Raw genomic sequence first — 26,357 nt, 5'->3', positions numbered from 1 at the left:
TTGGCATTAGGAAGACCAGGATTTAACAGGGGACCACGTCCACCTTTTAAGAAAAAAGAAGCAGAGCATAACATTAATCAGTACATAAAATCGCCCGAAGTGCGTTTAGCTGGCGATAATGTTGAACCAGGGATTTATCCTTTGGCGAAAGCTTTGGCACTTGCTGATGAACTGGAATTGGATTTGGTAGAGATTTCTCCAAACGCTGTTCCTCCAGTTTGTAGAATTATTGATTATAGCAAGTTTGTTTACGAGCAAAAGAAAAAGCAGAAAGAGATTAAATCAAACGCTAAGCAAACAGTTATTAAGGAGATTCGTTTCGGTCCTAATACGAACGATCACGATTTCCAGTTTAAACTTAAACACGCAATAAGCTTTTTAGAGAACGGTGAAAAAGTTAGAGCTTATGTGCATTTTAAAGGTAGAGCAATTGTTTACAAGGAGCAGGGAGAGATTTTATTATTAAAATTTGCCCAGGCTTTGGAAGATGTAGGAAAAGTAGAGTTATTACCTAAGTTAGAAGGTAAACGTATGTTCCTAACAGTTGCGCCTAAAGTAGCAAAAAAATAAAAATAGGTTTATAAATTAAAAAACAGGTTATGCCAAAAATGAAAACCAATTCCAGTGCTAAAAAGCGTTTTTCGCTTACTGGAACAGGTAAAATCAAAAGAAACAACGCATACAAAAGTCACATCTTAACCAAGATGAGCACTAAACGTAAACGTGCACTAGGAAATGCTAGCATGGTAACAGCAGCAGATACTGGTAACGTTAAGCGTATGCTTTGTATCGGAAAGTAATTTATTAATTCACCAGGTATCAGGCTTTAAGTTTCCGATTAAACGGAACGCCGCTTGCCAAAAAACAACAACAACATGCCACGTTCGGTAAACGCAGTAGCTTCGAGAAGAAGAAGAAAGAAAATCCTTAATATGGCCAAAGGCTATTGGGGAGCAAGAAGTAAAGTTTATACTGTTGCTAAAAACACAGTAGAAAAAGGTTTGCAATATGCATACCGTGACCGTAAGGTTAAGAAAAGAGAATTCCGCGGATTATGGATCCAACGTATTAATGCAGGTGCTCGTCAACACGGTATTTCTTACTCTCAATTAATCGGTAAACTAGCTTCAAAAGAAATCGGTTTAAACCGTAAAGTATTAGCTGATTTAGCAATGAATCATCCTGAGGCTTTCAAAGCTGTAATTGATGCAGTAAAATAGAAATTTTCGCTTCGGCGATTATAATATTAAAAAAGTCCTGATGCAAATCAGGACTTTTTTGTTTTTAAAGTGTTTGATCATCTATTGTTGCATTGGGAGCGTTACTCTGAACAGATACTATTCCATTATCTCTCGAACTTTCACTTTCATACATCTGGCTTGAGCCAATTATTTGTCCGTTGGTAGCCTTCAAATTAAAGTAAGATTTCCCGTTGCTTGATTTTTTCTTTTCGAATTCTGTTTCATCCTGTGAGTTTTTTATTACAGATTCGATTCCGTTTTCGCAACTTGGCTTTGCAGAATAGCCTTCGCTCGATAAAATAATCTGACCATTTCCTGCTACTAAATTGAATTGAAATTCTCCGTTTGTTCTTTTACTAATTACAAATTTTCCCATTACTGAATTATTAAGTTAAAAATTAATTATTACTATTTTAAGGGGACGATTTGAATTAAATTTACAAAATATTTAAAATTTTGTAAGTCAATTTTTATTAATTTTTTTATTTATAATCCATTTTAAATTTGGCCAAATTAGCTTTGTTGCTTTTTTTTCTTTTCAATTCTGCTTCATAAATACTTCTACCTAAATTTTTCATAAAAGGGTAACAAACAGTTTCATATTCGTATTTATTATCATTAAAAATTCCATCATCGTTACTTTGAATAACAGCTGTTAAAAAATATTCAACACCGTTTTTAAAATCTATGAAGTAAGAATTATCGATTATGTAGCCATAGCTATCTCCATATTTATTAAATATTCTAATATTAGGATCTAATTCAACATTCTTTTCTCGTCCGTAATACAGCATTTTCGCATATGTTGGCCAAAATTCTTTTTCATCGTATTTTGGAAAATTACTTTCAGTAGGTAATTTACTCATATAAGTATAGATCAATTTATAATCAGCAGTAGTTAAATTATATCTTTCTAAAGCTGGAAATGCTTCAGGTAGAATAAGTTTCTGCATCAACTTTTGCTGATCGTTAATGGGAAACGCATTTTTGTTCTCCAGACTGAAAGGCTTATTGACCAATTTATCCGCACTATCTAAATAGCCTTTTCCCATTACGGTATTCGTTAAAACCAAATCATATTCCTTTGGATCGAATTGCGCTTGCTGACTGTAAACAAGTTTGTTGCCATTGTAAAACTTAATAGGATTTGTATGTTTTGCACTTTCACCCGCATCACCGATGGCCAAACGATTTAATATTCTACTGTTTATTAAGCCATTTTTCTTCAATTTCTCATTCAATTCTGCCCGTCCGATAAACTCAAACAAACGGTTAAAAGCATCGTTATCACTGGTTAAAAGAATTTTCTTAATATAATGCTCTATAGATGGTAGCCCATTTTTTGAAGAAGTATCTTTAAATACTTTTGTTTGACCTTTAAAAGCACTGTCGGTAATCATGGTACTTTTAACTGTAATTCCTGAACTTTTTAAGCGATTCACTTTCTCTAATGCAAAAATTACAGCTGCGAGTTTTACGGTACTGGCAGGATAGAAGTAATGTTGTGTATTTAAATTATAACTGTAACTTTTAAAGCTCGGTTTATTTTTCATATCGCGATTAACCTGTGTATAAAGTATTTGAACCTGATTATGATCTGGACGATTTAAGATATTGCTAAATAATTCAGGTTTAGCTTGCATTAATTTTTTTAGAAAAACAGTATCTGTTTGCTGTGCCATAGTAGATAAACTCATTACAGAAAATGCCAAAAGGAAGATATATTTCATAGCTCGGGTTTGATAATAAAGTTAAAATAATCATTTCTTAATCGTTTATTAAAATAGAATAAAAAGCTTTTCGCAATAGTGTTTGCTGTTTCAGCTTTAATGTCTACTTTTGCAGCGCTTTTGGTTTCTGGCCTTACAACCAGAATTAAAAGGGAATGCAGTGTAATTCTGCAACTGTCCCGCAGCTGTAAGCTCTATAACGTTTTTTCATTCAAAAAGCCACTGTTTCAATTCTGATTCGGGAAGGCAGCAAAAAACGGGAGCAAGTCAGAAGACCTGCCTTAGCGTATAATTTCATAGCTTTCGGGGATTGAAGCTAGGATTGAGGTACTTAACGTTTTTCGTATTTTCATTTCCTTTCCTAATCTGTTGGCTGTGGGCAAAACTCACAATCAAATGAACAAAAAAAGAATTTTAATTGCTGCAGGCCTGGGGCTTGTTCAATTAACAGTTAGTCAATCGGCTAATGCACAAGACAGTTTACAACTAAAAGATGTTGTAATTACTGCAACAAAAAATGATCAGAAACAATCTCAGACTGGTAAAGTTGTAACCATTATCAGTAAAGAAGTTTTAGAGCGTAGCCATGGTAAATCTTTGCCCGAACTAATTAGCGAGCAAGCAGGAATTATTGTAGCAGGTTCGAGTAGCAATCCAGGTTTAAACAAATCGGTATTTTTCCGTGGGGCAGGTAGCGCTTATGCGGTTGTTTTAATCGATGGAATTGTACAAAATGATCCATCAGGAAACGGTGGTGCATTCGATTTACGCTTATTATCTATCGATCAAATCGACCATATTGAAATTTTAAGAGGCGGTCAATCGACCATTTATGGTTCTGATGCAGTTGCTGGTGTAATTAATATCATCACTAAAAAAGGCGGACCAAAAGGCAATACCATTTACGGAGTTGCCAGTATTGGTAGTTACGAAACTTTAAAAGGAACTATTGGTTTAAATGGTGGTGTTGATGGGTTTACTTATAATGTTAATTACACTCAGAATAAAACAAACGGCATTTCTGAAGCGGCTAATCCAGTAGGAAACAATGCAGAGTTTGATAAAGATGGATTCAGAACTGGTGCCTTAAATGCAAATTTCGGAATCAAATTGGATAAGCATTTTTCAGTAAATCCATTTGTGCGTTATTATTATGGAAACTATAGTTTTGATGGTGGTGCTTTTGTAGATGCTGGAAATTATTCTATTCTGAAAAATGTTGCTGCAGGTACAAACGCTAAATATGAATTTGCAACAGGAAAAGTTACATTAAACTACAGTTACGAAAGCACTTCGAACGATTCGCATAGCTCTTTTCCTAGTTTTTCTCAAGGAAAAATCTCTATCGTAGATGTATTTTACAACCAAAAACTAAATGATAAATTAGATTTATTGGTGGGTATTGATAACCGAGTAATGAAACTTTCATCGGCAGCTGCAGCGCCTAAAGCAAATATATTTGCGGCTTATAGTTCATTGTTTTTGCATGATTTAAGTGTTTTTAACTTAGAGGTAGGTGGTAGATACAATAAACACGAACAATATGGCGAAAACTATACGTATTCAATTACGCCAAGCATAAACATTATTAAAGAAGTAAAGTTATTTGGTACAGTTTCAACAGCTTTCAAAGTGCCTACTTTGAATATGTTATTCGGTCAATTCGGTGCAAATTTAGATTTGAAACCAGAAAAATCTCAAAATTACGAAGCTGGTGTAAACTTCAGCTTTGCTGATGAAAAATTCACTTTAAGAGTAGCCGGTTTTAAACGCGATTTGAAAGATGCAATTATTTATGCTTTTCCAGCAGGTTATGTTAACCAAGTTAGCCAAAAAACTAAAGGTTTTGAGGTTGAACCAGCAATTAAATTCGGTAAATTTAACTTAAATGGCTATTACGCTTATGTTGAAGGAAATGAATTTAACTTCGTGGATAATGCAATTGCAGATTATCTTTTCCGCAGACCGAAAAATACTTTCGGCATAACTGCTGGTGTACAGGCAACTACCGATTTATATGTTAGTGCCAATTATCGTTATTTCGGTAATCGTACTGATGGTAACTTTAGCACATACACTGTTGATACTTTAAATGCTTACAAATTATTAAGTGCTTATGCAGAATATTCGTTAGCTAATAAACGTGTTAAAATATTTTTCGATGCTAAAAACATATTAAACACAAAATACAATGAAATTATCGGTTATAACAGCTTGGGTTTCAATTTTAATACAGGCGTAAGTTTTAATATCCGCTAATAAAAAATTAACTTTGCAATAAGGCATTAAATTTAATATTTAATATTTAATGCCTTATACTAAATACTTGAAATAACATGGCTCACTTAAAATTTAACCCACGTACAATATTGTTATTATTAATGATATTGGTGCTCACGGGCTTCCGCTTACTGGTAACATTTAATTCAGATGAATTAAAGTTTGCTAATTTCTCATCAATTGGTGCGGTTGCGCTTTTTGGTGGTGCTTACTTTAAGGATAATTTAAAGGCATTTGCTTTTCCGTTGTTAAGTTTATTTTTAAGCGATTTTGTTTTATCGACCACCATTTTTAGTAAATACAGCAGTGGGTTTTTATATGAAGGCTGGTACGTAGTTTACTTTGCATTTGCATTAATGGTTTTAGTTGGAAGATTAATGCTTAAAAACATAACTATTGCAAATTTATTAGCTTCGACTTTAACTATTGTATTAATTCATTGGATTGTAACCGATTTCCCGATCTGGTTTAGAAACCCATCTTATACACAAGATTTAGCAGGTTTTTGGTTATGCTTGGAAAGAGCAATTCCGTTCGAAGTTAGATTTTTAGAAGGAACGGTAATTTATGGCGCAATTCTTTTCGGAGCATTCGAAATATTAAAAGCAAAATATCCTGTACTTAAGTTACAAACACAAAAAGTATAATTATTCTTTAAACGAATTATAAAAATCCTCTTTTGATTAATTTCAAAAGAGGATTTTTTTTATCTTTAACATTGAGCGTTAACAGCGCTACATACATTCCATCACCCATTTACCTTTAACATATTATGAAAGTTGTATCCTTTTTACCAGCCGCTACCAAAATGATTTACGATATGGGTTTGCAAGAATATCTTTATGGCGTTACTTTCGAGTGCCCTAAAGAAGCCGCAGATCTACCTAAAATTGTTCGTTGCATATTAGAAGGAAAGAATTACACAAGTATAGAAATTGATAAAATATTTTCAGCCTCAAAAGCGCAGGGAAAAAGTTTGTATTGGGTTGATGATGAATTATTGGAAAGCATTGCGCCTGATATCGTTTTTACACAAGATATTTGCGAGGTATGCAACATCGACACGGTTTGTACTGAAACTGCTGTAATGAAACTCAGTAAAACACCAATACTTGTTCCTTTATCGCCAAATAATTTACAAGATGTTTTTGAGTGCGCCATAACAATTGCAAAAGCGATGGGGAAGGAAGAAGTTGCTTTGAACTATCTGGCTAGCCTACAAAAGAAAACAGATTATATTCTTGATGAATTAAGAGCAAATAAAGCACCACTAAAGCGAATTATGTTAATGGAATGGATTGAGCCAATATACAATTGCGGACATTGGATTCCATTTCAAATTGCAGCTGCAGGTGGGGTAGATATGCTTTCTAATCCAGCAGGAGATTCTATTGTAACTCAATGGGACAAAATTGTTAAATACAATCCACAGGTTTTGGTTATTGCACCCTGCGGGTTTGATGTAACCAGAAGTATAGAAGAAATGCCATTACTTACCTCGAAAAAGGGCTGGGATGAATTGGAAGCGGTTATAAATAATCAGGTTTACATTGCCGATTTTGATATGTTTACACAGCCAAGTATCGGCACTTTGGTTGATGGAATAGAAGCTTTGGCTTGTATGTTTCATCCGGAAATATTTACTGCAAACAAGCATATTGCCAGTAAATTTGTAAACTACTCGAAGATTGAAGTTTTAAATCGATAATGAAATTAGTTGTTTTAACAGGAGCAGGGATTAGTGCAGAAAGTGATCTAAAAACTTTTCGCGATTCTGATGGACTTTGGGAAGGCTACAATATTTATGATGTGGCAACACCAGAAGCCTGGGAAAGAAATCCTGAATTGGTGCAGGAGTTTTACAACGAAAGAAGGAGACAGGTACTAAAAGCGCAGCCAAATCAGGCGCACACCATTTTAGCCGAACTGGAAAATGATTTTGATGTCGAAATTATTACTCAAAATATTGATGATTTGCATGAACGAGCAGGCTCAACAAAAGTTACGCATCTTCATGGCATCATAACGAAATCACAATCTGATCGAAATTCGAACTTAACCTATCCAATTCAAGGTTCTGAACTACAAATGGGCGAACTATGTGAGTTAGGTTCTCAGTTGCGACCGCATGTTGTTTGGTTTGGAGAATCTGTTCCAATGATAGAAGTAGCCGCTAAAATTTGTAAACAGGCAGATTTTTTTGTGCTTATTGGTACATCCCTTGCCGTTTATCCAGCCGCAGGTTTAATCGATTTTGTGCCTACATTAGTTCCAAAATATATAATCGATCCTAAAATACCCAATGTCGGTCGTTACAGAAATATTATAACTATAGAACAAACTGCCGTGAATGGTGTAGTATATCTTAAAGAAATTCTTTCAAATGACCGATAAGAAACTTTGTATATTTAATTGGAGCGGCGGAAAAGATAGTACACTTGCCTTACATTATGCCTTACAAGACGAAACTATAGAAATAAAGTATCTTGTTACCACAGTTACCGAAAAATATAATCGCGTTTCTATGCATGGTGTAAGAGAAAGCTTGTTGCTTAAACAAGCCGAAAGTATTGGTATTCCACTTTGTCAAATTCGCTTGCCAGAGATGCCAGATATGGAAACCTACGACAATACCATGCGTAATTATCTATCAAAATTTAAAGATGAAGGCATTACGTATTCTATTTTTGGCGATATTTTTTTAGAAGATTTGCGCAAGTATCGTGAAGAAAAACTTTCAGAAATGGGTTTAAAAGCCATTTTTCCTCTATGGAAAAAAGATACAACGTTGTTAATTGATGAATTTCTTAAACTGAACTATAAAACCATCATTGTTTGTGCTCAACAAAGTCTTCAATATATCTGTGGAAAAGTAATCGACAAGGATTTAATTAGCTCCTTACCCAAAAATATCGACCCTTGCGGAGAAAATGGTGAGTTTCATACTTTTGCTTTCGAAGGACCAATATTTAAAAAAATAATCAATTTCGAGTTAGGAGAGCTAGTCTATAGAACTTACAACAATCCAAAATCAGATAAGGAAAGTGGTTCAAAATCAGACGATTTTGGTTTCTGGTATATTGATTTGGTAAATTAATTATACAAATTAAAACTTTTTGGCATCATTTTTTCTTTACTATATGTAAATTAACTAAAACACATGAACGAAGCCTGTTTCAGTAATTAGGTAACCCTGAAACGAATTTCAAATAAAAATTAAGTTATGAAAAAGATATTTGTAGTAATCGCATTGAGTTCAGTAATGTTTGCTTGTAATAATAAAGCAAAAGAAGAAGCTGCACTAAAACAACAAGAAGCCGAAAAACAGTTAGCAGTTAAAGCTGTTAAGGATAGTTTAAGATTAGATAGCTTTAACAGAGCTGCAACTGCAAAGGTTGAAGCCGAAAAAGAAGCAAAACATCAGGCAGAACTAGCTGCAGCAAGAAGAGCAGGTGCTAATTCATCTCGTTCTTATGCAAGTTCTGGTGGTAGTTCGAGTGCTTATGGTGGTGCACAACCAACTGCAAAAAAGAAAGGTTGGAGTGATGCTGCAAAAGGTTCGGTAATTGGTGGTGCAGCTGGCGCAGTTGGCGGTGCATTAATTGATAAGAAAAAAGGCAGAGGAGCAATTATTGGCGGTTTAGTTGGAGCTGGTGGCGGTTATTTAATCGGTAGAGGCGAAGACAGGAAATCTGGCCGTGTGCAACCTAAAAACTAATTTCACATAAATATTTTAAAAGCGTTCTGATTTTAAATCAGAACGCTTTTTTTGTGTCTGAAAGAATCATTTCTATATTTAAAGAAAAAAGACCCATGATTGAAGATAAGAATATTGATAAAGGCCAGATTCAGCATTTCGTAATGTTTTGGCTAAAGCCACAATTAACAAAAGCCGAAATAACAGAATTTGCAAATTTTTTCGAAAGCTTAAAGCCAATCAAATACATCAAAACATTAAACTATGGCTTGGCGGCAAATACGCCAGTTCGCCCAGTTACCGATAATTCATTTACTTATTCGCTTACTATAACGTTTGCTAATATTGACGATCACAATGCTTATCAGGAAGATAAAACACATTTAGATGCTGTAGAAAAATTTTCTAAAAATTGGTATCGGGTAGTGGTTCACGATACGGTGATTTCATAAAATATTTAGAAAAGCAAGAGTTATTTCTAGATGCTGCAGTTCCTTTATTTGCTTTAATCTCTAAATAAATTTTATATAAAAAAATGCCCTTAACTTTAAGGAGTTGAGGGCATTTTTCATGCTTTTACTACAGAAAGCATTTTAACTATTGTTGAGTTTAACAGTAGGAGTAAAATCCTATTTGGATGTTGTAAATTCCCAAACCTCCTAGATGTTTGGCAAAAACAGGCTACAAAATTATATTCTTTTTATTTGCTTAATAATCATAATGTCAGTTAGTTATATTAATCTTTCTAATCAATTTGTTGAAATATACTTAAATCTTAAGACCATAAGGCGTAAATCTTACAAAATTAAATTCTGTTTACGTATTTAAATACCTTACTATCAGTATATTATATATTTTTATTATTAGAATTGATGTCTTTTATATGCTGCTGTAAAATCATTTCGCATATTTTTAAAACGCTCTATAACGGTTTTAATAAAATCCTCGTCTAAAATTTCGAATACATCATTAACACCTCCTCCACTCAAGTCAAGTTCTGCTAACTTGTAACTTTGCTCAAATGTGCCTTGCTCAAATTTGGCGATATACTTTTGATTCATTGAAAAGATGGTAATCTTACATTCTGGGTGTGGAAGTTCTGCTATAACTCTCATTATCTTAATTTGTAAATTATTACTTGATTGAATTTTAAATTCCCTGGTTGTTTAAGGTTCCATGTGTTTCGATAATAGCGAAGCGAGCAAACAGTTCCTCTGAATACCATTTTCTTTCTCTAGTAAGCTTAATTACGTCAGAGTGGTCAAATGACTTGTATGCGTAATTTTTCATACTTTCTTCATTCTCCCATACCGAAAAAGTAGCCTGATCTAAAAACGGATTTTCACCAATCCCTGCCGAAAGAATAAAACCAGGAGCTTTTCTCATGCTAATTGCGGCTCTCTTTATGTTTTGTCTAAACTCCTTTACTTTACCTAATCTTATCGCTGCCCTGGTAATTACTGCGATTCTTTCATTTGGGTTTTGATTAATTTTTTTAGTTTTAAAAGGCTCTTTAGCTGACCATAAGCCATGGCTGGATAAAGGTTTAAGTAAGATTGTAAATTCTTCAGCTCCGAAAAAGCGAAACCATTTCATCGATAAGGAATTTATTTTAAATTGCTCATAATCCGTTTTGTTGTTCCAGGTTGTTAAAATGGCCCAATGTTTAAAGTTTGGTGCTAAATCGACCTGAGCATTTTTGCCGCTTCCCATAAGTTTCCAGAAATTGCACTTTTTGTTTAACCAAAGCGGTAAGCGCAAAACTACCATGCCTAAAAAGGCAAATGGAATAGTTAGGGTGCGGTACTTGGTAATGGTTAAAGCTACAATCATATTAACTAGGATTAATTTGGTCAAAACTAATGATTTTAAGAATATAGTGTCGTTCAAAATTTAGTCATATATTGTCTAAATGCGTTAAATATGGTAAATCCTGATTAATTTTGTCTTTAATTAGAAATTAGAAAATGGCAGAAGATTTAACTATAACCAGAAATGCTTCGAAAGAAGAACAATATAAATCACTTATTCCTCAAATTGAAGGTTTGCTTTATGGAGAAACCGATTTTATAGCAAATTTAGCAAATGTTTGTGCTGCCCTAAAAGAGCAGTTTAATTGGTTTTGGGTAGGTTTTTATCTGGTTAAGGATGATGAGTTAGTATTAGGGCCATTTCAAGGTCCAGTAGCTTGTACGCGAATTAAAAAGGGAAAAGGAGTTTGTGGCTCATCTTGGCTGCAAGGAGAAACTATAATTGTTCCCGATGTTGATGAGTTTCCAGGGCATATTGCCTGCGCTTCTGCCTCTAAATCTGAAATCGTTTTGCCTCTAATTAAAAATGATAAAGTTATTGGTGTTTTTGATGTTGATAGTGAATTTTTAAATCACTTTGATAAAATGGATAAAATTTATTTAGAGCAAGTTATATCAATTATATTAAATAAATAGTTTAAATAATTATTTTGAAATTAAACTCAGATTATTACCTTAATGAAGATGTGATTTCACTTGCGAAGGATTTGCTAGGAAAGGTTTTGTATACAAAGATTGAGGGCGAAATTACTGCAGGTGTGATAACTGAAACCGAAGCCTATTTCGGAATTAAAGATAAAGCTTCGCATGCTTTTGGCAGTAGGAGAACAGCAAGGACTGAAACAATGTTTGCTCAAGGTGGGATAGCTTACGTTTACTTATGTTATGGAATACATAATCTATTTAACGTTGTAACATCTCCCAAAGATAATCCGAATGCAGTATTAGTTCGAAGTATTGAGCCATTAATTGGCGTAGAAATAATTGAAGAACGACGAAGTATGCCTCGCACTAAGGCAGCAATTTCTGCTGGTCCAGGGTCTGCTGCAAAGGCTTTAGGGATTGATAGAACGTTTAATGCTAAAGATTTGAGTGGTGATGAGATTTGGATCGAGGATCATCAAATTTATTTTAATCCTGATCAAATTTCTATATCGCCAAGAGTTGGTGTCGCTTATGCTCAGGAACACGCTCTTTTGCCTCTACGGTTCTTTGTTAAAGGTAATAAATATGTAAGCAAGCCAAATAAGGTTTAGCTTTTTGAAACATTTCATTGATTGTATCTGTTCTTTCATAAATATCTATAGTTATGAAAAACGAGAAAAATATATCAATTTTAAAAGAAATGGCAGAAAGTGTTCGCACTTGTATGTTTACCACATTTTCATCAGATGATGAATTTGGAAGTAGACCAATGGGAACAGCAAAGATAGAAGACGACGGAAGTGTATGGTTTTATACCAATGAATATTCGCCTAAATCAAAAGAAATCTCTAAAGACGATAATGTTTTACTGGCTTACAGCGATCCATCTAAAAACACTTATTTAACTGTAAAAGGTAAAGCCGAGCTGGTTGATGATCGAGTTAGAAAAGAAGCTTACTTTTCGCCTTTCGTTAAAGCGTGGTTTCCTGCTGGTATTGAAGATCCGAGATTAATATTGATAAAGGTTACTCCTGAAGAGGCTGAATATTGGGATGCTTCATCGTCAAAAATAGTTGTGCTATTTAGTATGTTAAAAGCAGTTGTTACTGGCGACGCCCCAGATTTAGGTAAGCATGATACAATAAAGTTTTAATTAAAAATAACTTCAAAGCAAGCAGGGTTGGCAACAATACCTGCTTTTTTTGTAATATTGAAAAATGAATTTTGAAAACAACTTAACTTTCGCGAAAGCGCAGGATGAAGCAGATATATTAAAAGATTTTAGGAATCAGTTTTTGTTTCCAAATCAGAATGGAAAAGAATTTATATATCTATGTGGTAACTCGTTAGGATTACAACCTAAAGTTTCTAGTGAGGTTTTAAAACGTCAATTAGATAATTGGGCTAACCATGCAGTAGAAGGATGGTTTGAAGGCAAAGAGCCTTGGATGTTTTATCATAAAGAATTAAAAAAGCTTATGGCTCCAATTGTTGGCGCTTCTCCTAGAGAAGTTTGTCCAATGAATACCTTGACGGTTAATTTACATTTATTGATGGTTAGTTTTTATCAACCAAAGGGAAAGCGGTTTAAAATTATAATGGAAGGTGGTGCTTTTCCATCAGATCAATATGCAATAGAAAGTCAAGTGAGGTTTCATGGTTTCGATCCGAAAGAAGCGATTATCGAGGTTTTTCCAATTGAAGGCGAAGAAACATTGCGGACTGAAGATATCGTTGCTAAAATCGAAGAAAATGGCGACGAAATAGCGTTGGTTCTTTTCGGAGGAATAAATTATTATACTGGTCAGTGGTACGGTATGGAAGCAATTACCAAAGCTGGGCACAAAATTGGAGCTATGGTAGGTTGGGATTTAGCTCATGCAGCGGGAAATGTGCCCGTTAAACTCCACGATTGGGATGTAGATTTTGCTTGCTGGTGTTCTTATAAATATCAAAATTCTGGTCCAGGCGGTATTAGCGGTATTTTTGTTCACGAAAAACATTTTTCAAATACCAAATTAAATCGTTTTGCAGGATGGTGGGGTTATCAGGAAAACCAGCGTTTTAAAATGGAAAAAGGTTTTATTCCAGAAGCTGGCGCCGATGGCTGGCAGATAAGCTGCACACAGGTAATGCCTATGGCTTTGTATCATGCTTCACTACAAATTTTTGAGCAAGCAGGATTTATAGAGCCGCTTAGGAATAAAAGTATTAGTTTAACTAATTATTTAGAATTCATTATAAATGAAGTAAATAAAGAATTAGGATTTGAGCAATATAAAATTATTACGCCTAAAAATCCGAAAGATAGAGGCGCTCAGTTATCCATAATTGCAAAAGATAAAGGCAAGGAAGTTTTTGATGGCTTATTCGAAAACTACATACTGGGCGATTGGCGTGAACCTGATGTTATTCGTTTAAGTGCAGTTCCGCTTTACAATTCTTTTGAAGATATTTATTTAACAGGGGAAGCACTTTTAAAAGTGAGCCAAAAAATACTAAACGCTTAGCAAATGATTAATTATAACCCTAAAGATTGGTTTACTTTTATTTTTCAAGTTCATAAGGCCGATACCATCCGAAAGTTATGGCCTTTAATGGTTAGCGTATCAATTTTTTCTGCTTTAGTTGCCTTTTTAGAGCTCAACGTTTTTAAACTTTCTAAAAGTGATTATGTAAGCAATATTGGAATGATGCACAGCTTACTAGGTTTCGTAATCTCCATGTTATTGGTGTTTAGAACCAATACTTCTTACGATAGATGGTGGGATGGACGTAAGTTATTAGGTGGATTAACCAATGTTAGCCGCAATTTTGCAATGAAAATTAAAGCATTGAAGTTACCAGAAGATGATTTGCGTTTCTTTGAATACGGTATTCCTAAATATGCTTTTGCTTTAAAAGAGCATCTTCGCGAAAAGCAATACTTCGGAAAAAACAGTTTTTTAATTGAAGTTGATGCCGGCAAACATATTCCGAATCAAATTGCCAGCAGTATGATTACCCGCCTTTACGAGTTATTAGAAAGAGGTTTGATTTCGCAGGAGCAGCTAATTGTTTTAACCAATGATGTAAATCAGTTTACAGATATTTGTGGTGGTTGTGAACGAATCAAAAATACCCCGATTCCTTTTTCATATAGCGCATTTATAAAGAAATTCATATTTATTTATGTACTTACAATTCCTATTGGCTGGGTATTTAGTTTAGGTTACTATTTGGTTTTAATTGTGCCCTTTATCCTCTATGTATTAGCGAGTTTAGAGCTTATAGCTGAAGAAATAGAAAACCCATTTGGCGAAGATGCAAACGACTTGCCAGTAGCTCAAATTTGTGACAATATTGAGAAGCATGTCGAGGAGATTTTAAACTGATGATTTATATTGCCTGGCATCTTTTGTATGCTCACCCTTTACCAGAAGGACATCGTTTTCCGATGTTAAAGTATGAATTAATACCTGAACAACTTCTGCACGAAGGAACCATTCAGCAAAGTAATTTATTTAGTCCAGTGCCTGCTAAAGAAGAGGAGATTCTATTAACACACGATAAACATTATTGGAAGCAACTTAAAGATTTAACGCTTTCTGAAAAAGATCAGCGCAGGATTGGTTTTCCGTTAAATCTGCAATTAATAGAACGCGAATTAAGGATTGCACAAGGTACAATTGATGGTGTGAAATTTGCATTAACGAATGGAATTGCCTTTAATGTTGCAGGGGGAACGCATCACGCAGGAAGTAACTGGGGAGAAGGATTCTGTTTGTTAAATGATCAAGCGATTGCTGCTAACTATTTGTTAAATAACAAATTATCTAATCGTATATTAATTATAGATTTAGATGTTCACCAAGGCAATGGAACTGCAGAAATCTTTAAAAACGAATCAAGAGTTTTTACATTTTCAATGCATGGAGATAAAAATTTTCCTTTTAGAAAAGAGATTTCTGACTTAGACGTAGCGCTAGGTGATGGAATGGAAGATTTTGAATATCTTTCTCTTTTAACTAAAAATTTAGAAAAAGCTTTCGAAAAAGCGCAACCAGATTTCGTATTTTATTTATCAGGTGTTGATGTGCTCACTACAGATAAATTAGGAAAGCTTTCGCTTAGCAAGGCAGCTTGCAAAAAAAGGGATCAAATTGTAATCGAAGCCTGCAAAGCTAAAAACTTACCTGTTCAGGTTAGTATGGGAGGCGGTTATTCTACAGACATAAAAGATATTGTTGATGCGCATTGTAATACTTACAGATTAGCTTTTGATTTGTTTACTTAACAATATGCTTATCTTCGCGGCAATATGTTGGAGATAATTTACCAGGATGAAAATTTGATTGCCATAAATAAACCACATGGGTTATTGGTTCATCAATCATCAATAGCAAGAGATGCTACGGAGTTTGCTTTACAAATGCTTCGCGATCAGGTTGGGAAACATGTTAGTCCTGTGCATAGATTGGATAGAAAAACTAGTGGAATATTACTTTTTGCTTTTGACAAGGAATCTGAAATCGCTATGCATCAGCAATTTATGAATACTGAAACTGATAAAAAATATTTAGCTATTTTGCGTGGTTTCACTCCTGATTCAATGGATATTGATTATCCTTTGGCAAAAGAGAATGGAACTCTACAAGATGCTTTTACCGCATTTAGAACCCTGCAGAGAGCTGAAGTAGATGTAGCTTTTGGAAAACATCCAACATCAAGATATTCGTTAATTGAGGCAACACCAAAAACAGGAAGGATGCATCAGCTTCGCCGACATTTCAGTCATATTTTACACCCAATTATTGGTGATAGAACTCATGGCTGTAATAAGCAAAATAAATTCTTTTTGGAGCAATGGAACATGACTACAATGCTTTTGCACGCTTCTGAGTTAAGTTTTAAACATCCTATAACTTCCGAGCCAATTCATTTAAAGGCAAATCTTCATGAGGAGTTTAAACGAGTAATGGATTTCATGAATATTAAACTCTAGCACAATTTTTGTCTAGAAATTCTGTTTATAAAGCATCTATGATTAAATCTTTAAAATATACCATCCCAGTTTTAGCGCTTTTTTTAGCGAGTTGTTCTTCAGTTTACATGCCAAATGTCCCAAATACTCCAATGTTGAGTAAACAAGGCGAATTTAGCGGCGGTGCACATATTTCGTTAAAAGGTAATGCAAGCATTAATGGTGCTTACGCAGTTTCCGATCATATTGGTGTTCTTTTTAGTGGCTCAACAATGAATAACGAAAGAAAATCAAAAGACTTTGGTCATAAGCTAATAGAAATTGGTGGCGGCTACTTCGATACTTTCGGACCAGATAACAATCGAATTATTGAAATTTATGGTGGCGTTGGAAAGGGTTGGAGCGATATCACGTTTAGAGATTATAAAGATGATCTTTTAATCAGTAGTGAAGTGCAAGAAGTTGATTACCGAAAGGCATTTCTACAGGTAAACTACAGTTCCAAAAAGAAAAACAATCTTCACCTTTTCGGTACAGACTTTCCAATAAATTATGGTACAGCACTTAGAATTAGCCATATTACAATGGATAGATTCTTTATAAATGGTGTTGTTCAGCCTAAAGAAGATAATATATTTTTTGAGCCTGTTTTCTTTACACGTATGGCACTTAGTAAAACTTTTCAACTGCAATATACAACCAGTACAAATATTGGTTTAAAGAGTCGAAAATATATGTCGGCTGGAAACTCCATCTTTACCATTGGAGTTGTGGTAAACGTTGGGGGAAAATAAATCATTGTTAATTTATTAAACAGAAACTTCCGATTTTTACGAATTAGCATTGTTTCTGTTATAAAATTTATCCCTTCAAAGCTTTTGTTTTATTCTGAAAACGTAAAAATAATAGGATAGAGGCACTTAATAAACCAAGTGTTAAGCCGTACCATATTCCATCTACACCCAAACCAAGTTTAAAACCTAGTAAATAACCTACAGGAATACCAATTACCCAATAAGCTAAAAAGGTTATAAAAGTTGGAATATTAACATCACCAATTCCGCGAAGGACACCCAGGCCGACAACCTGTGTTCCATCAAACAATTGGAAAAAGCCTGCTATTATTAGTAATTGAGCAGCGATTTTAATTACAGCTAAATCATCAGTGATAATGAAAGGCAGTAAATTATTAGCAGCGATAAAAATAATTGCAGTAATCGCCATAAAACCTAAAATAACATGGTAACTGGCAATGGCCGACTTACGTAAATCATCAAAATTATTTTTACCAAAATTATTGCCTGTTTTAATAGTAGCAGCAGATGCAACACCACTGGCAATCATATAAGTCATTGCAGCGAGGCTAATTGCAATTTGATGCGCCGCCTGTTCAACTGCACCAATGGTTCCAATTAATACAGCAGCACCGCTAAAAGCACTAATTTCGAAAGAATATTGCATAGCAACAGGAGCGCCAATTTTTATAATTTTTATGGCTCTAACCTGATCAATGAAGGTTGCTTTAAAATTGATAAGGTATTTTTTGAAATTTTGAGAGCGCAAAACGTAAATACACATTACTATTGCCATCAAAATACGATCAATTAAGGTGCTTAAACCAACTCCGCTAACACCCATCGGCTTTATGCCAAAAATGCCTTTAACGAAAATAATTCCTAAAATTACATTTAACAAATTTCCCCATATAGAAACAAACATAGCTTGTTTAGTAAAACCTAACCCTTCGGCAAACTGCTTAAATGTTTGAAAAATTAAGAGGGGAATTATCGAAATGGAAAGTAAATTTAGATATGGTTTTGCATATCCAACAACGGCAGGAGTTTGGTCTAAATGATCAATTATTAATAAAACTCCAAAATGAACAAGAATATATAAAATAATGCCAACACAAATATTAATAATTAAACTTGTTGATAAGAGCTTACCGCATTCGTTGTAATTATTTCGGCCATTTTCTTGTGCAATTAAAGGGGTAATGCCATAAGAAATACCTAATCCAATAACGAGAATAAGCATAAAAATACTGTTTACTAATGAAACAGCTGCAAGTTGAACCGTATCTGTAAAGTGGCCAACAATAATGCTATCGGCCATGTGCACTAGAGTATGCCCAAGCTGAGAACCAACAATTGGCAAAGCCAAATGAAGATTTTCTTTATAATAAGGTTTGTATTTTTTGTAAATTTTGGAAAACATAAGCTTGCAAAGGTCGGTTTTTAAAACCTCAAAAAAGAGATTGGCGGAGTATATTTTTATCGATAAGATAAAGAAGAATTTATTATAATACTGAACTTTACCCTACAAGCGAAGTATTATGCTAAATGTATTTTAGCATTTTCATTGCAAATAAATACCAAGTCTATCAAAGATATTTTTCAACCTGGCAAAAAGATATGAGGTAATTTAGCTGCTACTTAACAGCAGTAAAATATTCTTCTTTTTCGGTTGTATTCGATTTTATAACATTGGTTAAAATTAAGCTAACCAATATCTTTTGCGCTTTTCTGTAAGAGCATCGTAAAAGCTTACTAAATTCTTTTAGCGTAATCTTTTCATTTGTTTCCAAATATTGGAGCAGTTTTTTTTCATTGTCCGAATAAGAAATTAATACACCTTTATCCGTATGGTCTTGTTTTAAAACCTCAACAATAATTTTACTGGCCAAAACACTTTTATCGTCTATACGAATGTATGCCCACCATTTTTTTTGATCATCGAGTGCATAATGAGGTTTAGTGTCGCTTTCTGGAATGTTTACAACCAAAACAAGTTTATCATCAACATAAATTTCCTCAAAACGAGGTTCAATAACTGGTTTACAATATTGATTAGCGGAGGTAAGAATCATGTATTTTTCTTCCTCTTCAGATTTCACTCCTTTTATGGAGCCGTCGTCAGCAACGCCAATTAGTAATTTGCCACCTTTATTATTGGCAAAAGCAACCAGGCTTTTAGCAATTTTTTCGGTATTTGTAATTGTTTTCTTAAAATCGAGCATAACACCTTCGCCCTGCAAAATTAAACTCTTAATACTCGGCATAATTTACATGTTAGTAAGCAACTCTAGGCTCTTCGCCTTGATGCAGGTTTCTGATATAAACTTCGTTCATTACTGTTGCACAAAGTTCACCCTGTTTATTTTTAATTTCCATCGGATAAGCTTTAACAAACTTACCAACGGTTTTCAAGGCCAGTTCGGCCTCAGCAATCATTTCATTGGTAACTGTAATGGTAAAATATAGGTTAAAACGGCCAGGTTTTAAATATTGTATTGAAGCACTTTTGAGCCAAACTCGAACTTTATAACCTCTTCTTTGCATCAATTGATCGAATAATAATGCGTAAAAAGGATCTGTTGCTGCATAAATTGTGCCTCCAAAAATAGAGCCGTTGTAATTTTTATTTAAAAAGCTTTTACTTAATTTAACCGTGCAGCTTCTAAAATCATTATCGAATTTCTGAACCCAAATGCGCTGAAAAAACAATGGAGGGTAAAAGCGCATAACCCATTTTAGGGTATTTTGAGAAATAATCATACTTACTAATATCAGAAAGATTTGCGATGTTTTAAAGTTTTGCAGATGATGTTTTGGTAATATTTCAGTAAATTACATCATGCATATTTACGATACCGTAACCGCCGCCCTTACCGACTTAGATAATCGTGGCTACAATTTAGATTTTAATTTAACCTCAGAAGCATTAGAATGTAAATCGATTAATTTGCAATTAATGCCTGAAGAGTTTGAAATAGAAGAGGTTTACCATTTTGAAGGAATGACTGATCCTGCGGATAGCTCAGTAGTTTATGCTATTTCATCAAATTTGGGCAATTTAAAAGGTGTTTTGGTGGATGGTTATGGTGTTTATGCCGAAAATATTTCACCAGAATTATTAAATAAACTTAAAATTCATCACCAATAAAGTCAACTAATTTATTGTTTGTCTGCGTATTAACCTGTTAAAATTGTAATCTCAAATCAAAAAAATAAAACCAAATGACTACGAGGTTGTTAACAATAGAGATAACAATAAAAACTATGAAAAAAATAATCTTAAGTCTTGCTTTCGCTGGCTCATTAATGATAGCCGCATCAGCATGCAATTCGTCTAAAAATATGGCTGGTTCTTCAGACAGTACAAAGATGGATTCTACAACAACACCAATGGCAGATACCACTAAAAAGACGACACCGCCCGATACAATGAAAACAAAAGTGCCAGACACAACAAAGAATATGCCTAAAATGTAGAGCAAAAAGGCTTCCGATTTCAATCGGAAGCCTTTTTTGTTTGTAATGCTTTTATTTATTTGTACTAATTTGTACTTTCAGCATTTAAACCAAATAAATAAATGGATTCTCAAATAAAAAGCAACAACCGAAATGTAATTTTCCTGGTTATAGTGGCTGCACTAGGCTACTTTGTTGATATTTACGACCTTGTTTTATTCTCTGTTGTTCGTGTTCAAAGTTTAACCGAAATTGGAGTTTCACCAGAAAACATGCAGCACGATGGTTTTTTAATTATCAATTCGCAAATGTTTGGTTTGTTGCTTGGTGGAATACTTTGGGGTATTTTGGGCGATAAACTTGGACGAATAAAAGTTCTTTTCGGGTCAATTCTATTGTATTCATTGGCAAATATTGCAAATGGTTTCGCTACTTCGGTTAACAGCTATGCTATTATCCGTTTTATTGCGGGTATTGGTTTGGCAGGAGAATTAGGTGCGGGCATAACCTTAGTTGCCGAAACCATGGATAAGGAAAAACGTGGTTATGGAACCATGATAGTTGGTGCAATCGGTTTGTTAGGAGCCGCGGTGGCAGCAACCGTAGCTTCTAAATACACATGGCAAACTTCGTATTTTGTTGGCGGCGGGATGGGTTTGGTTTTACTTTTGTTAAGAGTGGGCACTTTCGAATCGGGAATGTTTAAACAGGCTGCCAAAACCGAAGTTTCAAAAGGCAACATTTTTATGCTTTTTAACAATAAAAAACGCTTTTTAAAATACCTGTATTGTATATTAATAGGTATACCACTATGGTTTGTAGTTGGTATTTTAGTAACACTAGCTCCAGAATTTGGTAAAGCCCTAGGTGCTACAGAGCCTTTAAAAGCAGGTACGGGTATTATGTATACCTATTTCGGTATCGCAATTGGCGATGTGGTTACTGGTTTATTATCTCAAGTCCTAAAATCACGAAAAAAAACAGTTTTCATTTTTCACCTACTTTCCGTTGTAAGCGTGGTGGTTTACTTAACTAGTTTCGGACTTAATAGTAGCTTATTTATTTGGATATGCTTATTTATGGGTTTTTCTGTAGGTTATTGGGCAACTTTTGTTACCATAGCATCAGAACAGTTTGGAACAAATATTCGAGCAACAGTAACAACAACAGCACCAAATTTCGTTCGTGGGGCATTAATTCCTATAACTTTTTTATTCGAATTTTTAGCTAAAAAATATAGCTTAATAACTGCTGGCTATTTAGTTATGGCCATTTTAACAGCTATTGCTATTTTCGGATTAAGCCAATTAAAAGAAAGTTTTAACAAGGATTTAGATTATCTCGAAGAATAAAATAATTAGAAAAGCTAGGTTCTGTTTTTCATCGGTTACGAAAGTCCTGCTAATCACTACAATCTTTTTGTCACTGGTTTCCGATAAGGTCAGTTTGTATACAACAAAAAGTATTTCCTTTTCTATCAGGTTTAATAAAGTCAGAAATTGCGTTTAACAACCGTAAGCAAGTTCGACTGTCAACAAAATGTACTATATAAACATAAATGGGTATAGATATGCTAATACCCTTAAATTTGTACGGAGTTAAAAAAAATCATCATGTTTAAAGAAAAAGTAGCAGAAAGATATAAGCAAATACAGGATGAAATTTGCCGAGGTTTGGAAATTGCAGATGGCAAAGGGAAATTTGAAGAAGAACTTTGGGAGCGTAACGGCGGGGGAGGTGGACGTACCCGAATAATGCAAAACGGTGCGATTATTGAAAAAGGGGGGGTAAATTTTTCTGCAGTTTATGGTAAGTTACCCGAAACCATAAAAAAAGCTTTCAATGTAACCGAGGATGAGTTTTTTGCAACTGGAGTTTCTATTGTAATTCATCCAAATCATCCGCTGATTCCAATCATACACATGAATATTCGTTATTTTGAATTAAACGAAGAAACACGTTGGTTTGGTGGCGGTATCGATTTAACCCCACATTATATTTTTGAAAATGATGCCCGTTTCTTTCATCATCAATTAAAAAATGCTTGCGATAAATTTAGTAAAGACTTTTACCCCAAATTTAAAGCGCATGCCGATGATTATTTCTTTATTAAACACCGCGAAGAAACTCGTGGCATTGGCGGTATTTTTTACGATAGATTGAAACCTGAGAACACAAATTTATCTTGGGAAGAAATTTTGAACTTTTCTGCAACTATTGGAGAAACTTTCTTGCCAATTTACACCGAACTAATCGAACGTAATTACGATAAAGAATTTACAGAAATTCAAAAAGAATGGCAATATCAGCGTCGTAGCCGATATGTAGAATTTAACTTAGTTTACGATTCGGGCACAAAATTCGGCTTGGAAACCAATGGCAGAATCGAATCAATCTTAATGAGTTTACCGCCGCAGGCTAATTGGGGTTACAACGTTCAACCCGAAACTGATTCTGAAGAATACAAAACCCTACAATTACTTAAAAAAGGGATTAACTGGATCTAAAATAGTGTTAAAGGCTGTTCAACCAAATGGAAACCAGCCTTTAATTTGCCTGTTCTGAAATCGTTTACAATTTCATGCGCCATTCTTGTTGGTTCTGGGATTCTATAATTTCCAATACATTTTTTCATTATTGCAAGACTTTGCTCTTGAGTAATCAAATGGCCAGCCGAAACATAAACTGGTGCGCAATTTATTTTTGTGCGTAAAGCAAAACCTAATAAATCACCGCGACTGTTAATTTCAGAAGAACTATATTTTGAGTTTTCTGGTACATGATTTTCTCCGTACAAAATGCTCTTTGCACAGCCAATTGTAGCTTGGTTGGTTAAAACTCCAAAATGTGAAGCAACACCCATTCTTCTTGGGTGTAAAATTCCATTTCCATCTAAAACTACAACATCTGGTTTAATACTTATCAAATCCCAAACTCGCATTAACGCAGGAACCTCTTTAAAACCTAAATAACCAGCTTTATATGGGAAAGATGTTTCGTAAGTTTCTAAAGCAAAAGCTTTTAAACTCATTTCTGGATAGTTCAAAATAACAATCCCAGCGTACATTGTAGTGCTATTTTTATTAAATGAAATATCGGCGCCAGCAATTGTTTTAACGTTATTAATTGGCTGAAACTTTAATTTTTTAGCCAGTTCAATTTGCAAAATATCTGCATCTTCAAAAGAAAATTGATCGTACATAACTACATAACAAATGAAAATGATAATTATTTTCAAAATTTTAAATTAAAACTTGAATTATAAGCACAAACAGATGGACTAATTGAAGTTCTTAAACAATTCGAGAATCAAATTGAATAAGTCTTATAATTAATATTATGTTAAGTTGTATATTTTAAACATATACTTTATCTTATAATTACAGATAAACTTTACTTAAAACTCTTGTAGTTTTCTTTTTAATTCCTGCACTTTATCTTGTGCATTTTTACGGGTGTAAATTTCAATTAGCAATTGAACAGTTCGCTTATCGTTCGGATTAATTTCATTTGCACGAAGTAAAGAAAATTGTGCTCGGTTTATTAACGAATCATATTGAGCATTTTTATCAGCCTCTGATTTTTTTAACGCATCGTTAGCTATATTTACATAAGCTAAACCAAGTTGGTACAATGCATCAAAGTAATTTTGATCAGTACTTAATGCTTTATTATAAGCTAAAACCGCGGTAGAATTATTACCACCAACTTGCTGTAAATAACCGTATAAGAAAAATAAAAGTTTATTTCCCTTCTCAACTTTTAAATTATTTTCTATTAAGCTTTGAGCTTTATTATAATTCTCTGTATCAAGCAAAAGATTTATATAATCATTGGTTAGATTGTGGTTGTACGGATTTAAAGCTAAACCATCTTCTAATGTTTTAACCGCAGTTTCGTTATCAAATTTAGCAATATACAATTGCGCCATTTTTTGAAATACAGCAGGATTTTTAATACTATCTTCTTTAGCTCTTTTAAAATATTTTAAAGACTCATCATACATTTGTACATTTTGGGCACAAATTGCAGTGTTTAATGCTAATGTAGAATCAGCAGGGAAATTATCACTAACTTCTTTTAAATCATCAAGCGCTTCTTTAAAATCATTATTAAAATAAGCAAGGTTACCCCTCTCCTGTTTTTTGATTAAGATATTGTGTTCAGAAGCTTTAATTAATCCAGATGGATCTTCATATTTGTCTAAGCTTTTTGCCTTTTTAATTGCGCTAACCGAACTATCAAAATATTTAAAAGATGCTGTAACATCTGTTTCGATAATAGCAGCATAAGAAGTCAGATACGATTTAATCGCCCAGGTTTCTGTCCAGTTTTTGGTTTTGTTATCCTGCTCTGCAGATTCTATAGATTTAAGGCCCTCGGTTATAATACCTAACTGCTTTTTAGGATCTTCTTTTCCTGCAAAAGATGCTTGCAATTTACCAACTGAGTTGCGGGCAATTAACATTTGGCTTTTCTGAGCGAAACTATTAAATGATAGCGATATTAAGATGGCGAATAATAAACGTGAACAATTTTGCATAAAATAAAGTAATGATGACGAGGTAAAAATAAACATAAAAAAAAAGGCCCCGAAATTTCAGGGCCTTTTTTTCGGTAATTAATTATTGTTTAGGCAGTGCGTCTAAACGTTTTTTAATTTCCTCATAGTTTTTTGTATCGTTTCTAAAAGCGTAGATGGTTTTTAGTGTTTCTAATGCTCCTTCGTTTTTAGCATCAATATCTAATGCTTTTTTATAGAAAGGTAAAGATTTATCTAGTAAACCATTCATCTTTGTTGTTACCTCATTAAACTCTTTTACTTTTTTAGCATCAATTTTATTTCTATCTGCCTGAAGTTTTAACGCTTGAGTAAAATAAACATTTCCTAATAAAAGCTGGTAAGTTGCGTTGTTTGGCTCTTTTGCGGCCAAAGTATTTAACATTTGCTCAGATTTAGCTACATCACCCTTATTAATATAAATTTGAGTTTCTGTTTTAATATAATCAGCCTCTTCAGGGAATTTAGCCTGAGCTTCTTTAATTAAAGCTAAACCAGCAACTGTATCTTTTTGCTTACTCAAAGCAATACCAATTAACTCAGAATACAATTCTTTTGATTGTGGTGAGTTAAGTGCAATAACTTTTTTGAATTGTGTGATTGTACCTGGATAATCTTCAACATTTCTAGCTGCAATACCTGCATTTAAATACATTGCTGTATCAGTAGGATTAATTACAGTAGCAGCAACGAATTTCTCATACGCAGTTTTATAATCTTTTTTATTATAAGCCGAAATACCAGCATTTCTAACAGCATTAGCGATGTTGGTTTCAGCTAAAGCGATATTTTCTTTTTCTGCACCTTTAGTATCTACTGTTTTAGCTTGTGCAACCGCATCTTGAGCAATTTTTAAATTTGCATCCGCATTTTGTGCATTTGCAGTATCAACTAATGCTGCTGCAGATGCGAATAATGCACGATAAGACCAAGCTTCTGGCATAATTTTAGATTTTTCATCAGCGATGGCTTTATCTGTATGTGCTAAACCTGCAGATAATGACTCTAATTTTTTAGCTAGAGGAACAGAGGCCGATTGGCCTGTAATTTGGAAAATACCCCATGCTTTTTTAGCATCGGCTACTTCACTTTTCTGAGCAAACGCAAAGCTAACTACACCTGCTAAAATTATACTTAGAACTACTTTTTTCATAAAATTATTATTCTATTCTTATT

The 26,357-nt window shown here is 33.9% G+C and carries 32 protein-coding genes and 1 riboswitch; of the genes, 22 read left to right on the top strand and 10 right to left on the bottom strand.

From position 1 onward, the window contains the following. The 3 genes from infC (at position 1) to rplT (ending at position 1,220) form a co-directional block, all read left to right on the top strand. Complete coding sequence (infC, locus tag ABD692_RS17240; protein ID WP_055911781.1) at positions 1 to 570, top strand: translation initiation factor IF-3; 570 nt, start codon at positions 1 to 3, stop codon at positions 568 to 570. Positions 571 to 599: 29 nt separating this feature from the next. Then, a complete protein-coding gene (rpmI, locus tag ABD692_RS17235) occupies positions 600 to 800 on the top strand; it encodes a 50S ribosomal protein L35 (RefSeq protein ID WP_056872807.1) in 201 nt (66 codons plus the stop codon). 75 nt (positions 801 to 875) lie between these two features. Next, positions 876 to 1,220 (top strand): 50S ribosomal protein L20, encoded by a 345-nt coding sequence (rplT, locus tag ABD692_RS17230; RefSeq protein WP_123206121.1) that lies wholly within the window; start codon positions 876 to 878, stop codon positions 1,218 to 1,220. Between the two features lie 64 nt (positions 1,221 to 1,284). Here rplT and ABD692_RS17225 read toward each other — a convergent pair whose 3' ends face one another. Together ABD692_RS17225 and ABD692_RS17220 are read right to left on the bottom strand one after the other, a co-directional pair. Then, positions 1,285 to 1,617: a YegP family protein gene (locus ABD692_RS17225; protein ID WP_344768955.1), complete on the bottom strand. Its 333-nt coding sequence runs from the start codon at positions 1,615 to 1,617 to the stop codon at positions 1,285 to 1,287. Positions 1,618 to 1,723: 106 nt separating this feature from the next. After that, positions 1,724 to 2,971 carry a serine hydrolase gene (locus ABD692_RS17220; protein ID WP_344768953.1) on the bottom strand — a complete coding sequence of 416 codons (1,248 nt, stop codon included), beginning with the start codon at positions 2,969 to 2,971 and terminating at the stop codon, positions 1,724 to 1,726. Between the two features lie 104 nt (positions 2,972 to 3,075). Then, positions 3,076 to 3,269: riboswitch (cobalamin riboswitch) on the top strand. 98 nt (positions 3,270 to 3,367) lie between these two features. Between ABD692_RS17220 and ABD692_RS17215 the strand changes: the two genes are divergently transcribed. From ABD692_RS17215 to ABD692_RS17185, 7 genes are all read left to right on the top strand, one after another. After that, positions 3,368 to 5,230, top strand: coding sequence for a TonB-dependent receptor plug domain-containing protein (locus tag ABD692_RS17215; RefSeq protein WP_344768951.1), 1,863 nt, complete (start codon positions 3,368 to 3,370; stop codon positions 5,228 to 5,230). A 77-nt stretch (positions 5,231 to 5,307) separates the two neighbouring features. Further along, a complete protein-coding gene (locus ABD692_RS17210; RefSeq protein WP_316760321.1) occupies positions 5,308 to 5,898 on the top strand; it encodes a DUF6580 family putative transport protein in 591 nt (196 codons plus the stop codon). 125 nt (positions 5,899 to 6,023) lie between these two features. Then, a complete protein-coding gene (locus ABD692_RS17205) occupies positions 6,024 to 6,959 on the top strand; it encodes an ABC transporter substrate-binding protein (RefSeq protein WP_344768948.1) in 936 nt (311 codons plus the stop codon). Beyond that, a complete protein-coding gene (locus ABD692_RS17200; protein WP_344768946.1) occupies positions 6,959 to 7,645 on the top strand; it encodes a Sir2 family NAD-dependent protein deacetylase in 687 nt (228 codons plus the stop codon). The genes ABD692_RS17205 and ABD692_RS17200 overlap by 1 nt, the downstream gene beginning before the upstream one ends. Next, positions 7,635 to 8,348, top strand: coding sequence for a Dph6-related ATP pyrophosphatase (locus ABD692_RS17195; RefSeq protein WP_344768944.1), 714 nt, complete (start codon positions 7,635 to 7,637; stop codon positions 8,346 to 8,348). Before ABD692_RS17200 ends, ABD692_RS17195 begins: the two co-directional genes overlap by 11 nt. Before the next feature lie 126 nt (positions 8,349 to 8,474). Continuing rightward, the gene (locus tag ABD692_RS17190; protein ID WP_316760312.1) at positions 8,475 to 8,969 is read left to right on the top strand and encodes a YMGG-like glycine zipper-containing protein; all 495 of its coding nucleotides are present in this window, start codon (positions 8,475 to 8,477) and stop codon (positions 8,967 to 8,969) included. Positions 8,970 to 9,022: 53 nt separating this feature from the next. Continuing rightward, positions 9,023 to 9,400, top strand: a complete 378-nt coding sequence (locus tag ABD692_RS17185) for a Dabb family protein (RefSeq protein ID WP_344768941.1) — start codon at positions 9,023 to 9,025, stop codon at positions 9,398 to 9,400. Between the two features lie 411 nt (positions 9,401 to 9,811). Here ABD692_RS17185 and ABD692_RS17180 read toward each other — a convergent pair whose 3' ends face one another. Together ABD692_RS17180 and ABD692_RS17175 are read right to left on the bottom strand one after the other, a co-directional pair. Further along, positions 9,812 to 10,063, bottom strand: coding sequence for a hypothetical protein (locus ABD692_RS17180; RefSeq protein WP_344768939.1), 252 nt, complete (start codon positions 10,061 to 10,063; stop codon positions 9,812 to 9,814). Positions 10,064 to 10,097: 34 nt separating this feature from the next. Next, on the bottom strand, positions 10,098 to 10,781 hold the full coding sequence (locus tag ABD692_RS17175) for a DUF3291 domain-containing protein (protein ID WP_344768937.1): 684 nt from the start codon (positions 10,779 to 10,781) through the stop codon (positions 10,098 to 10,100). 134 nt (positions 10,782 to 10,915) lie between these two features. On the opposite strand from ABD692_RS17175, the gene ABD692_RS17170 reads away from it, so the two are divergent. The 8 genes from ABD692_RS17170 (at position 10,916) to ABD692_RS17135 (ending at position 17,161) form a co-directional block, all read left to right on the top strand. Further along, positions 10,916 to 11,395: a GAF domain-containing protein gene (locus tag ABD692_RS17170; protein ID WP_344768935.1), complete on the top strand. Its 480-nt coding sequence runs from the start codon at positions 10,916 to 10,918 to the stop codon at positions 11,393 to 11,395. Positions 11,396 to 11,409: 14 nt separating this feature from the next. Next, the gene (locus ABD692_RS17165; protein WP_344768933.1) at positions 11,410 to 12,015 is read left to right on the top strand and encodes a DNA-3-methyladenine glycosylase; all 606 of its coding nucleotides are present in this window, start codon (positions 11,410 to 11,412) and stop codon (positions 12,013 to 12,015) included. A 53-nt stretch (positions 12,016 to 12,068) separates the two neighbouring features. After that, positions 12,069 to 12,557, top strand: coding sequence for a pyridoxamine 5'-phosphate oxidase family protein (locus ABD692_RS17160; protein WP_344768931.1), 489 nt, complete (start codon positions 12,069 to 12,071; stop codon positions 12,555 to 12,557). Positions 12,558 to 12,621: 64 nt separating this feature from the next. After that, positions 12,622 to 13,914: a kynureninase gene (gene kynU, locus ABD692_RS17155; RefSeq protein ID WP_344768929.1), complete on the top strand. Its 1,293-nt coding sequence runs from the start codon at positions 12,622 to 12,624 to the stop codon at positions 13,912 to 13,914. Positions 13,915 to 13,917: 3 nt separating this feature from the next. Further along, positions 13,918 to 14,778 carry a bestrophin family protein gene (locus ABD692_RS17150; protein ID WP_344768927.1) on the top strand — a complete coding sequence of 287 codons (861 nt, stop codon included), beginning with the start codon at positions 13,918 to 13,920 and terminating at the stop codon, positions 14,776 to 14,778. Further along, positions 14,778 to 15,680, top strand: a complete 903-nt coding sequence (locus tag ABD692_RS17145; protein WP_344768925.1) for a histone deacetylase family protein — start codon at positions 14,778 to 14,780, stop codon at positions 15,678 to 15,680. Before ABD692_RS17150 ends, ABD692_RS17145 begins: the two co-directional genes overlap by 1 nt. Positions 15,681 to 15,704: 24 nt before the next feature. Then, the gene (locus ABD692_RS17140; protein ID WP_344768923.1) at positions 15,705 to 16,388 is read left to right on the top strand and encodes a pseudouridine synthase; all 684 of its coding nucleotides are present in this window, start codon (positions 15,705 to 15,707) and stop codon (positions 16,386 to 16,388) included. A gap of 38 nt (positions 16,389 to 16,426) precedes the next feature. Next, entirely contained in the window at positions 16,427 to 17,161 is a 735-nt protein-coding gene (locus tag ABD692_RS17135; protein ID WP_344768921.1) for a hypothetical protein, read from the top strand. Between the two features lie 67 nt (positions 17,162 to 17,228). Here the strand turns inward: ABD692_RS17135 and ABD692_RS17130 are convergent, their stop codons facing one another. From ABD692_RS17130 to ABD692_RS17120, 3 genes are all read right to left on the bottom strand, one after another. Continuing rightward, positions 17,229 to 18,584 carry an MATE family efflux transporter gene (locus ABD692_RS17130; protein WP_344768919.1) on the bottom strand — a complete coding sequence of 452 codons (1,356 nt, stop codon included), beginning with the start codon at positions 18,582 to 18,584 and terminating at the stop codon, positions 17,229 to 17,231. 214 nt (positions 18,585 to 18,798) lie between these two features. Continuing rightward, positions 18,799 to 19,428 carry an AlbA family DNA-binding domain-containing protein gene (locus ABD692_RS17125; protein WP_316760275.1) on the bottom strand — a complete coding sequence of 210 codons (630 nt, stop codon included), beginning with the start codon at positions 19,426 to 19,428 and terminating at the stop codon, positions 18,799 to 18,801. 10 nt (positions 19,429 to 19,438) lie between these two features. Continuing rightward, positions 19,439 to 19,924, bottom strand: a complete 486-nt coding sequence (locus tag ABD692_RS17120) for a DUF4442 domain-containing protein (RefSeq protein ID WP_344768916.1) — start codon at positions 19,922 to 19,924, stop codon at positions 19,439 to 19,441. 79 nt (positions 19,925 to 20,003) lie between these two features. On the opposite strand from ABD692_RS17120, the gene ABD692_RS17115 reads away from it, so the two are divergent. The 4 genes from ABD692_RS17115 (at position 20,004) to hemF (ending at position 23,127) form a co-directional block, all read left to right on the top strand. Next, the gene (locus ABD692_RS17115) at positions 20,004 to 20,312 is read left to right on the top strand and encodes a phosphoribosylpyrophosphate synthetase (protein WP_344768914.1); all 309 of its coding nucleotides are present in this window, start codon (positions 20,004 to 20,006) and stop codon (positions 20,310 to 20,312) included. A 116-nt stretch (positions 20,313 to 20,428) separates the two neighbouring features. Continuing rightward, on the top strand, positions 20,429 to 20,641 hold the full coding sequence (locus tag ABD692_RS17110) for a coproporphyrinogen III oxidase (protein ID WP_316760267.1): 213 nt from the start codon (positions 20,429 to 20,431) through the stop codon (positions 20,639 to 20,641). A 101-nt stretch (positions 20,642 to 20,742) separates the two neighbouring features. Then, complete coding sequence (locus tag ABD692_RS17105; RefSeq protein WP_344768912.1) at positions 20,743 to 21,972, top strand: MFS transporter; 1,230 nt, start codon at positions 20,743 to 20,745, stop codon at positions 21,970 to 21,972. A 261-nt stretch (positions 21,973 to 22,233) separates the two neighbouring features. Beyond that, positions 22,234 to 23,127: an oxygen-dependent coproporphyrinogen oxidase gene (gene hemF / locus ABD692_RS17100; RefSeq protein WP_316760265.1), complete on the top strand. Its 894-nt coding sequence runs from the start codon at positions 22,234 to 22,236 to the stop codon at positions 23,125 to 23,127. On the opposite strand, the gene ABD692_RS17095 is transcribed toward hemF, so the two are convergent. The 3 genes from ABD692_RS17095 to ABD692_RS17085 all read right to left on the bottom strand — a co-directional run bounded on the left by ABD692_RS17095 (position 23,124) and on the right by ABD692_RS17085 (position 26,334). Further along, positions 23,124 to 23,858 carry an endonuclease V gene (locus tag ABD692_RS17095; RefSeq protein ID WP_344768910.1) on the bottom strand — a complete coding sequence of 245 codons (735 nt, stop codon included), beginning with the start codon at positions 23,856 to 23,858 and terminating at the stop codon, positions 23,124 to 23,126. The genes hemF and ABD692_RS17095 overlap by 4 nt on opposite strands. Before the next feature lie 159 nt (positions 23,859 to 24,017). Next, on the bottom strand, positions 24,018 to 25,163 hold the full coding sequence (locus ABD692_RS17090) for a tetratricopeptide repeat protein (RefSeq protein WP_344768908.1): 1,146 nt from the start codon (positions 25,161 to 25,163) through the stop codon (positions 24,018 to 24,020). A gap of 82 nt (positions 25,164 to 25,245) precedes the next feature. Further along, positions 25,246 to 26,334, bottom strand: coding sequence for a tetratricopeptide repeat protein (locus ABD692_RS17085; RefSeq protein ID WP_316760260.1), 1,089 nt, complete (start codon positions 26,332 to 26,334; stop codon positions 25,246 to 25,248). Between the last annotated feature and the right edge of the window lie 23 nt (positions 26,335 to 26,357).

Source organism: Pedobacter ginsengiterrae (assembly GCF_039537385.1).
GTDB classification, from domain to species: domain Bacteria; phylum Bacteroidota; class Bacteroidia; order Sphingobacteriales; family Sphingobacteriaceae; genus Pedobacter; species Pedobacter ginsengiterrae.
Note: the sequence above shows the minus strand (reverse complement) of the source record. Positions and strands in the feature narration are given on the sequence as shown.

Excerpts from the sequence above, each read along its gene's own strand:
- ABD692_RS17135 (WP_344768921.1), top strand. The coding sequence starts at position 16,427 with ATGATTAAATCTTTAAAATATACCATCCCAGTTTTAGCGCTTTTTTTA.
- ABD692_RS17110 (WP_316760267.1), top strand. The coding sequence starts at position 20,429 with ATGAAAAAAATAATCTTAAGTCTTGCTTTCGCTGGCTCATTAATGATA.
- ABD692_RS17160 (WP_344768931.1), top strand. The coding sequence starts at position 12,069 with ATGAAAAACGAGAAAAATATATCAATTTTAAAAGAAATGGCAGAAAGT.
- hemF (WP_316760265.1), top strand. The coding sequence starts at position 22,234 with ATGTTTAAAGAAAAAGTAGCAGAAAGATATAAGCAAATACAGGATGAA.
- ABD692_RS17215 (WP_344768951.1), top strand. The coding sequence starts at position 3,368 with ATGAACAAAAAAAGAATTTTAATTGCTGCAGGCCTGGGGCTTGTTCAA.
- ABD692_RS17175 (WP_344768937.1), bottom strand. The coding sequence starts at position 10,781 with ATGATTGTAGCTTTAACCATTACCAAGTACCGCACCCTAACTATTCCA.
- ABD692_RS17090 (WP_344768908.1), bottom strand. The coding sequence starts at position 25,163 with ATGCAAAATTGTTCACGTTTATTATTCGCCATCTTAATATCGCTATCA.
- ABD692_RS17170 (WP_344768935.1), top strand. The coding sequence starts at position 10,916 with ATGGCAGAAGATTTAACTATAACCAGAAATGCTTCGAAAGAAGAACAA.
- ABD692_RS17120 (WP_344768916.1), bottom strand. The coding sequence starts at position 19,924 with ATGATTATTTCTCAAAATACCCTAAAATGGGTTATGCGCTTTTACCCT.
- ABD692_RS17200 (WP_344768946.1), top strand. The coding sequence starts at position 6,959 with ATGAAATTAGTTGTTTTAACAGGAGCAGGGATTAGTGCAGAAAGTGAT.
- ABD692_RS17115 (WP_344768914.1), top strand. The coding sequence starts at position 20,004 with ATGCATATTTACGATACCGTAACCGCCGCCCTTACCGACTTAGATAAT.
- rpmI (WP_056872807.1), top strand. The coding sequence starts at position 600 with ATGCCAAAAATGAAAACCAATTCCAGTGCTAAAAAGCGTTTTTCGCTT.
- ABD692_RS17125 (WP_316760275.1), bottom strand. The coding sequence starts at position 19,428 with ATGCCGAGTATTAAGAGTTTAATTTTGCAGGGCGAAGGTGTTATGCTC.
- ABD692_RS17220 (WP_344768953.1), bottom strand. The coding sequence starts at position 2,971 with ATGAAATATATCTTCCTTTTGGCATTTTCTGTAATGAGTTTATCTACT.
- kynU (WP_344768929.1), top strand. The coding sequence starts at position 12,622 with ATGAATTTTGAAAACAACTTAACTTTCGCGAAAGCGCAGGATGAAGCA.
- ABD692_RS17195 (WP_344768944.1), top strand. The coding sequence starts at position 7,635 with ATGACCGATAAGAAACTTTGTATATTTAATTGGAGCGGCGGAAAAGAT.
- ABD692_RS17085 (WP_316760260.1), bottom strand. The coding sequence starts at position 26,334 with ATGAAAAAAGTAGTTCTAAGTATAATTTTAGCAGGTGTAGTTAGCTTT.
- ABD692_RS17190 (WP_316760312.1), top strand. The coding sequence starts at position 8,475 with ATGAAAAAGATATTTGTAGTAATCGCATTGAGTTCAGTAATGTTTGCT.
- ABD692_RS17145 (WP_344768925.1), top strand. The coding sequence starts at position 14,778 with ATGATTTATATTGCCTGGCATCTTTTGTATGCTCACCCTTTACCAGAA.
- ABD692_RS17150 (WP_344768927.1), top strand. The coding sequence starts at position 13,918 with ATGATTAATTATAACCCTAAAGATTGGTTTACTTTTATTTTTCAAGTT.
- ABD692_RS17180 (WP_344768939.1), bottom strand. The coding sequence starts at position 10,063 with ATGAGAGTTATAGCAGAACTTCCACACCCAGAATGTAAGATTACCATC.
- ABD692_RS17210 (WP_316760321.1), top strand. The coding sequence starts at position 5,308 with ATGGCTCACTTAAAATTTAACCCACGTACAATATTGTTATTATTAATG.
- ABD692_RS17140 (WP_344768923.1), top strand. The coding sequence starts at position 15,705 with ATGTTGGAGATAATTTACCAGGATGAAAATTTGATTGCCATAAATAAA.
- ABD692_RS17130 (WP_344768919.1), bottom strand. The coding sequence starts at position 18,584 with ATGTTTTCCAAAATTTACAAAAAATACAAACCTTATTATAAAGAAAAT.
- ABD692_RS17205 (WP_344768948.1), top strand. The coding sequence starts at position 6,024 with ATGAAAGTTGTATCCTTTTTACCAGCCGCTACCAAAATGATTTACGAT.
- ABD692_RS17105 (WP_344768912.1), top strand. The coding sequence starts at position 20,743 with ATGGATTCTCAAATAAAAAGCAACAACCGAAATGTAATTTTCCTGGTT.
- rplT (WP_123206121.1), top strand. The coding sequence starts at position 876 with ATGCCACGTTCGGTAAACGCAGTAGCTTCGAGAAGAAGAAGAAAGAAA.
- ABD692_RS17225 (WP_344768955.1), bottom strand. The coding sequence starts at position 1,617 with ATGGGAAAATTTGTAATTAGTAAAAGAACAAACGGAGAATTTCAATTC.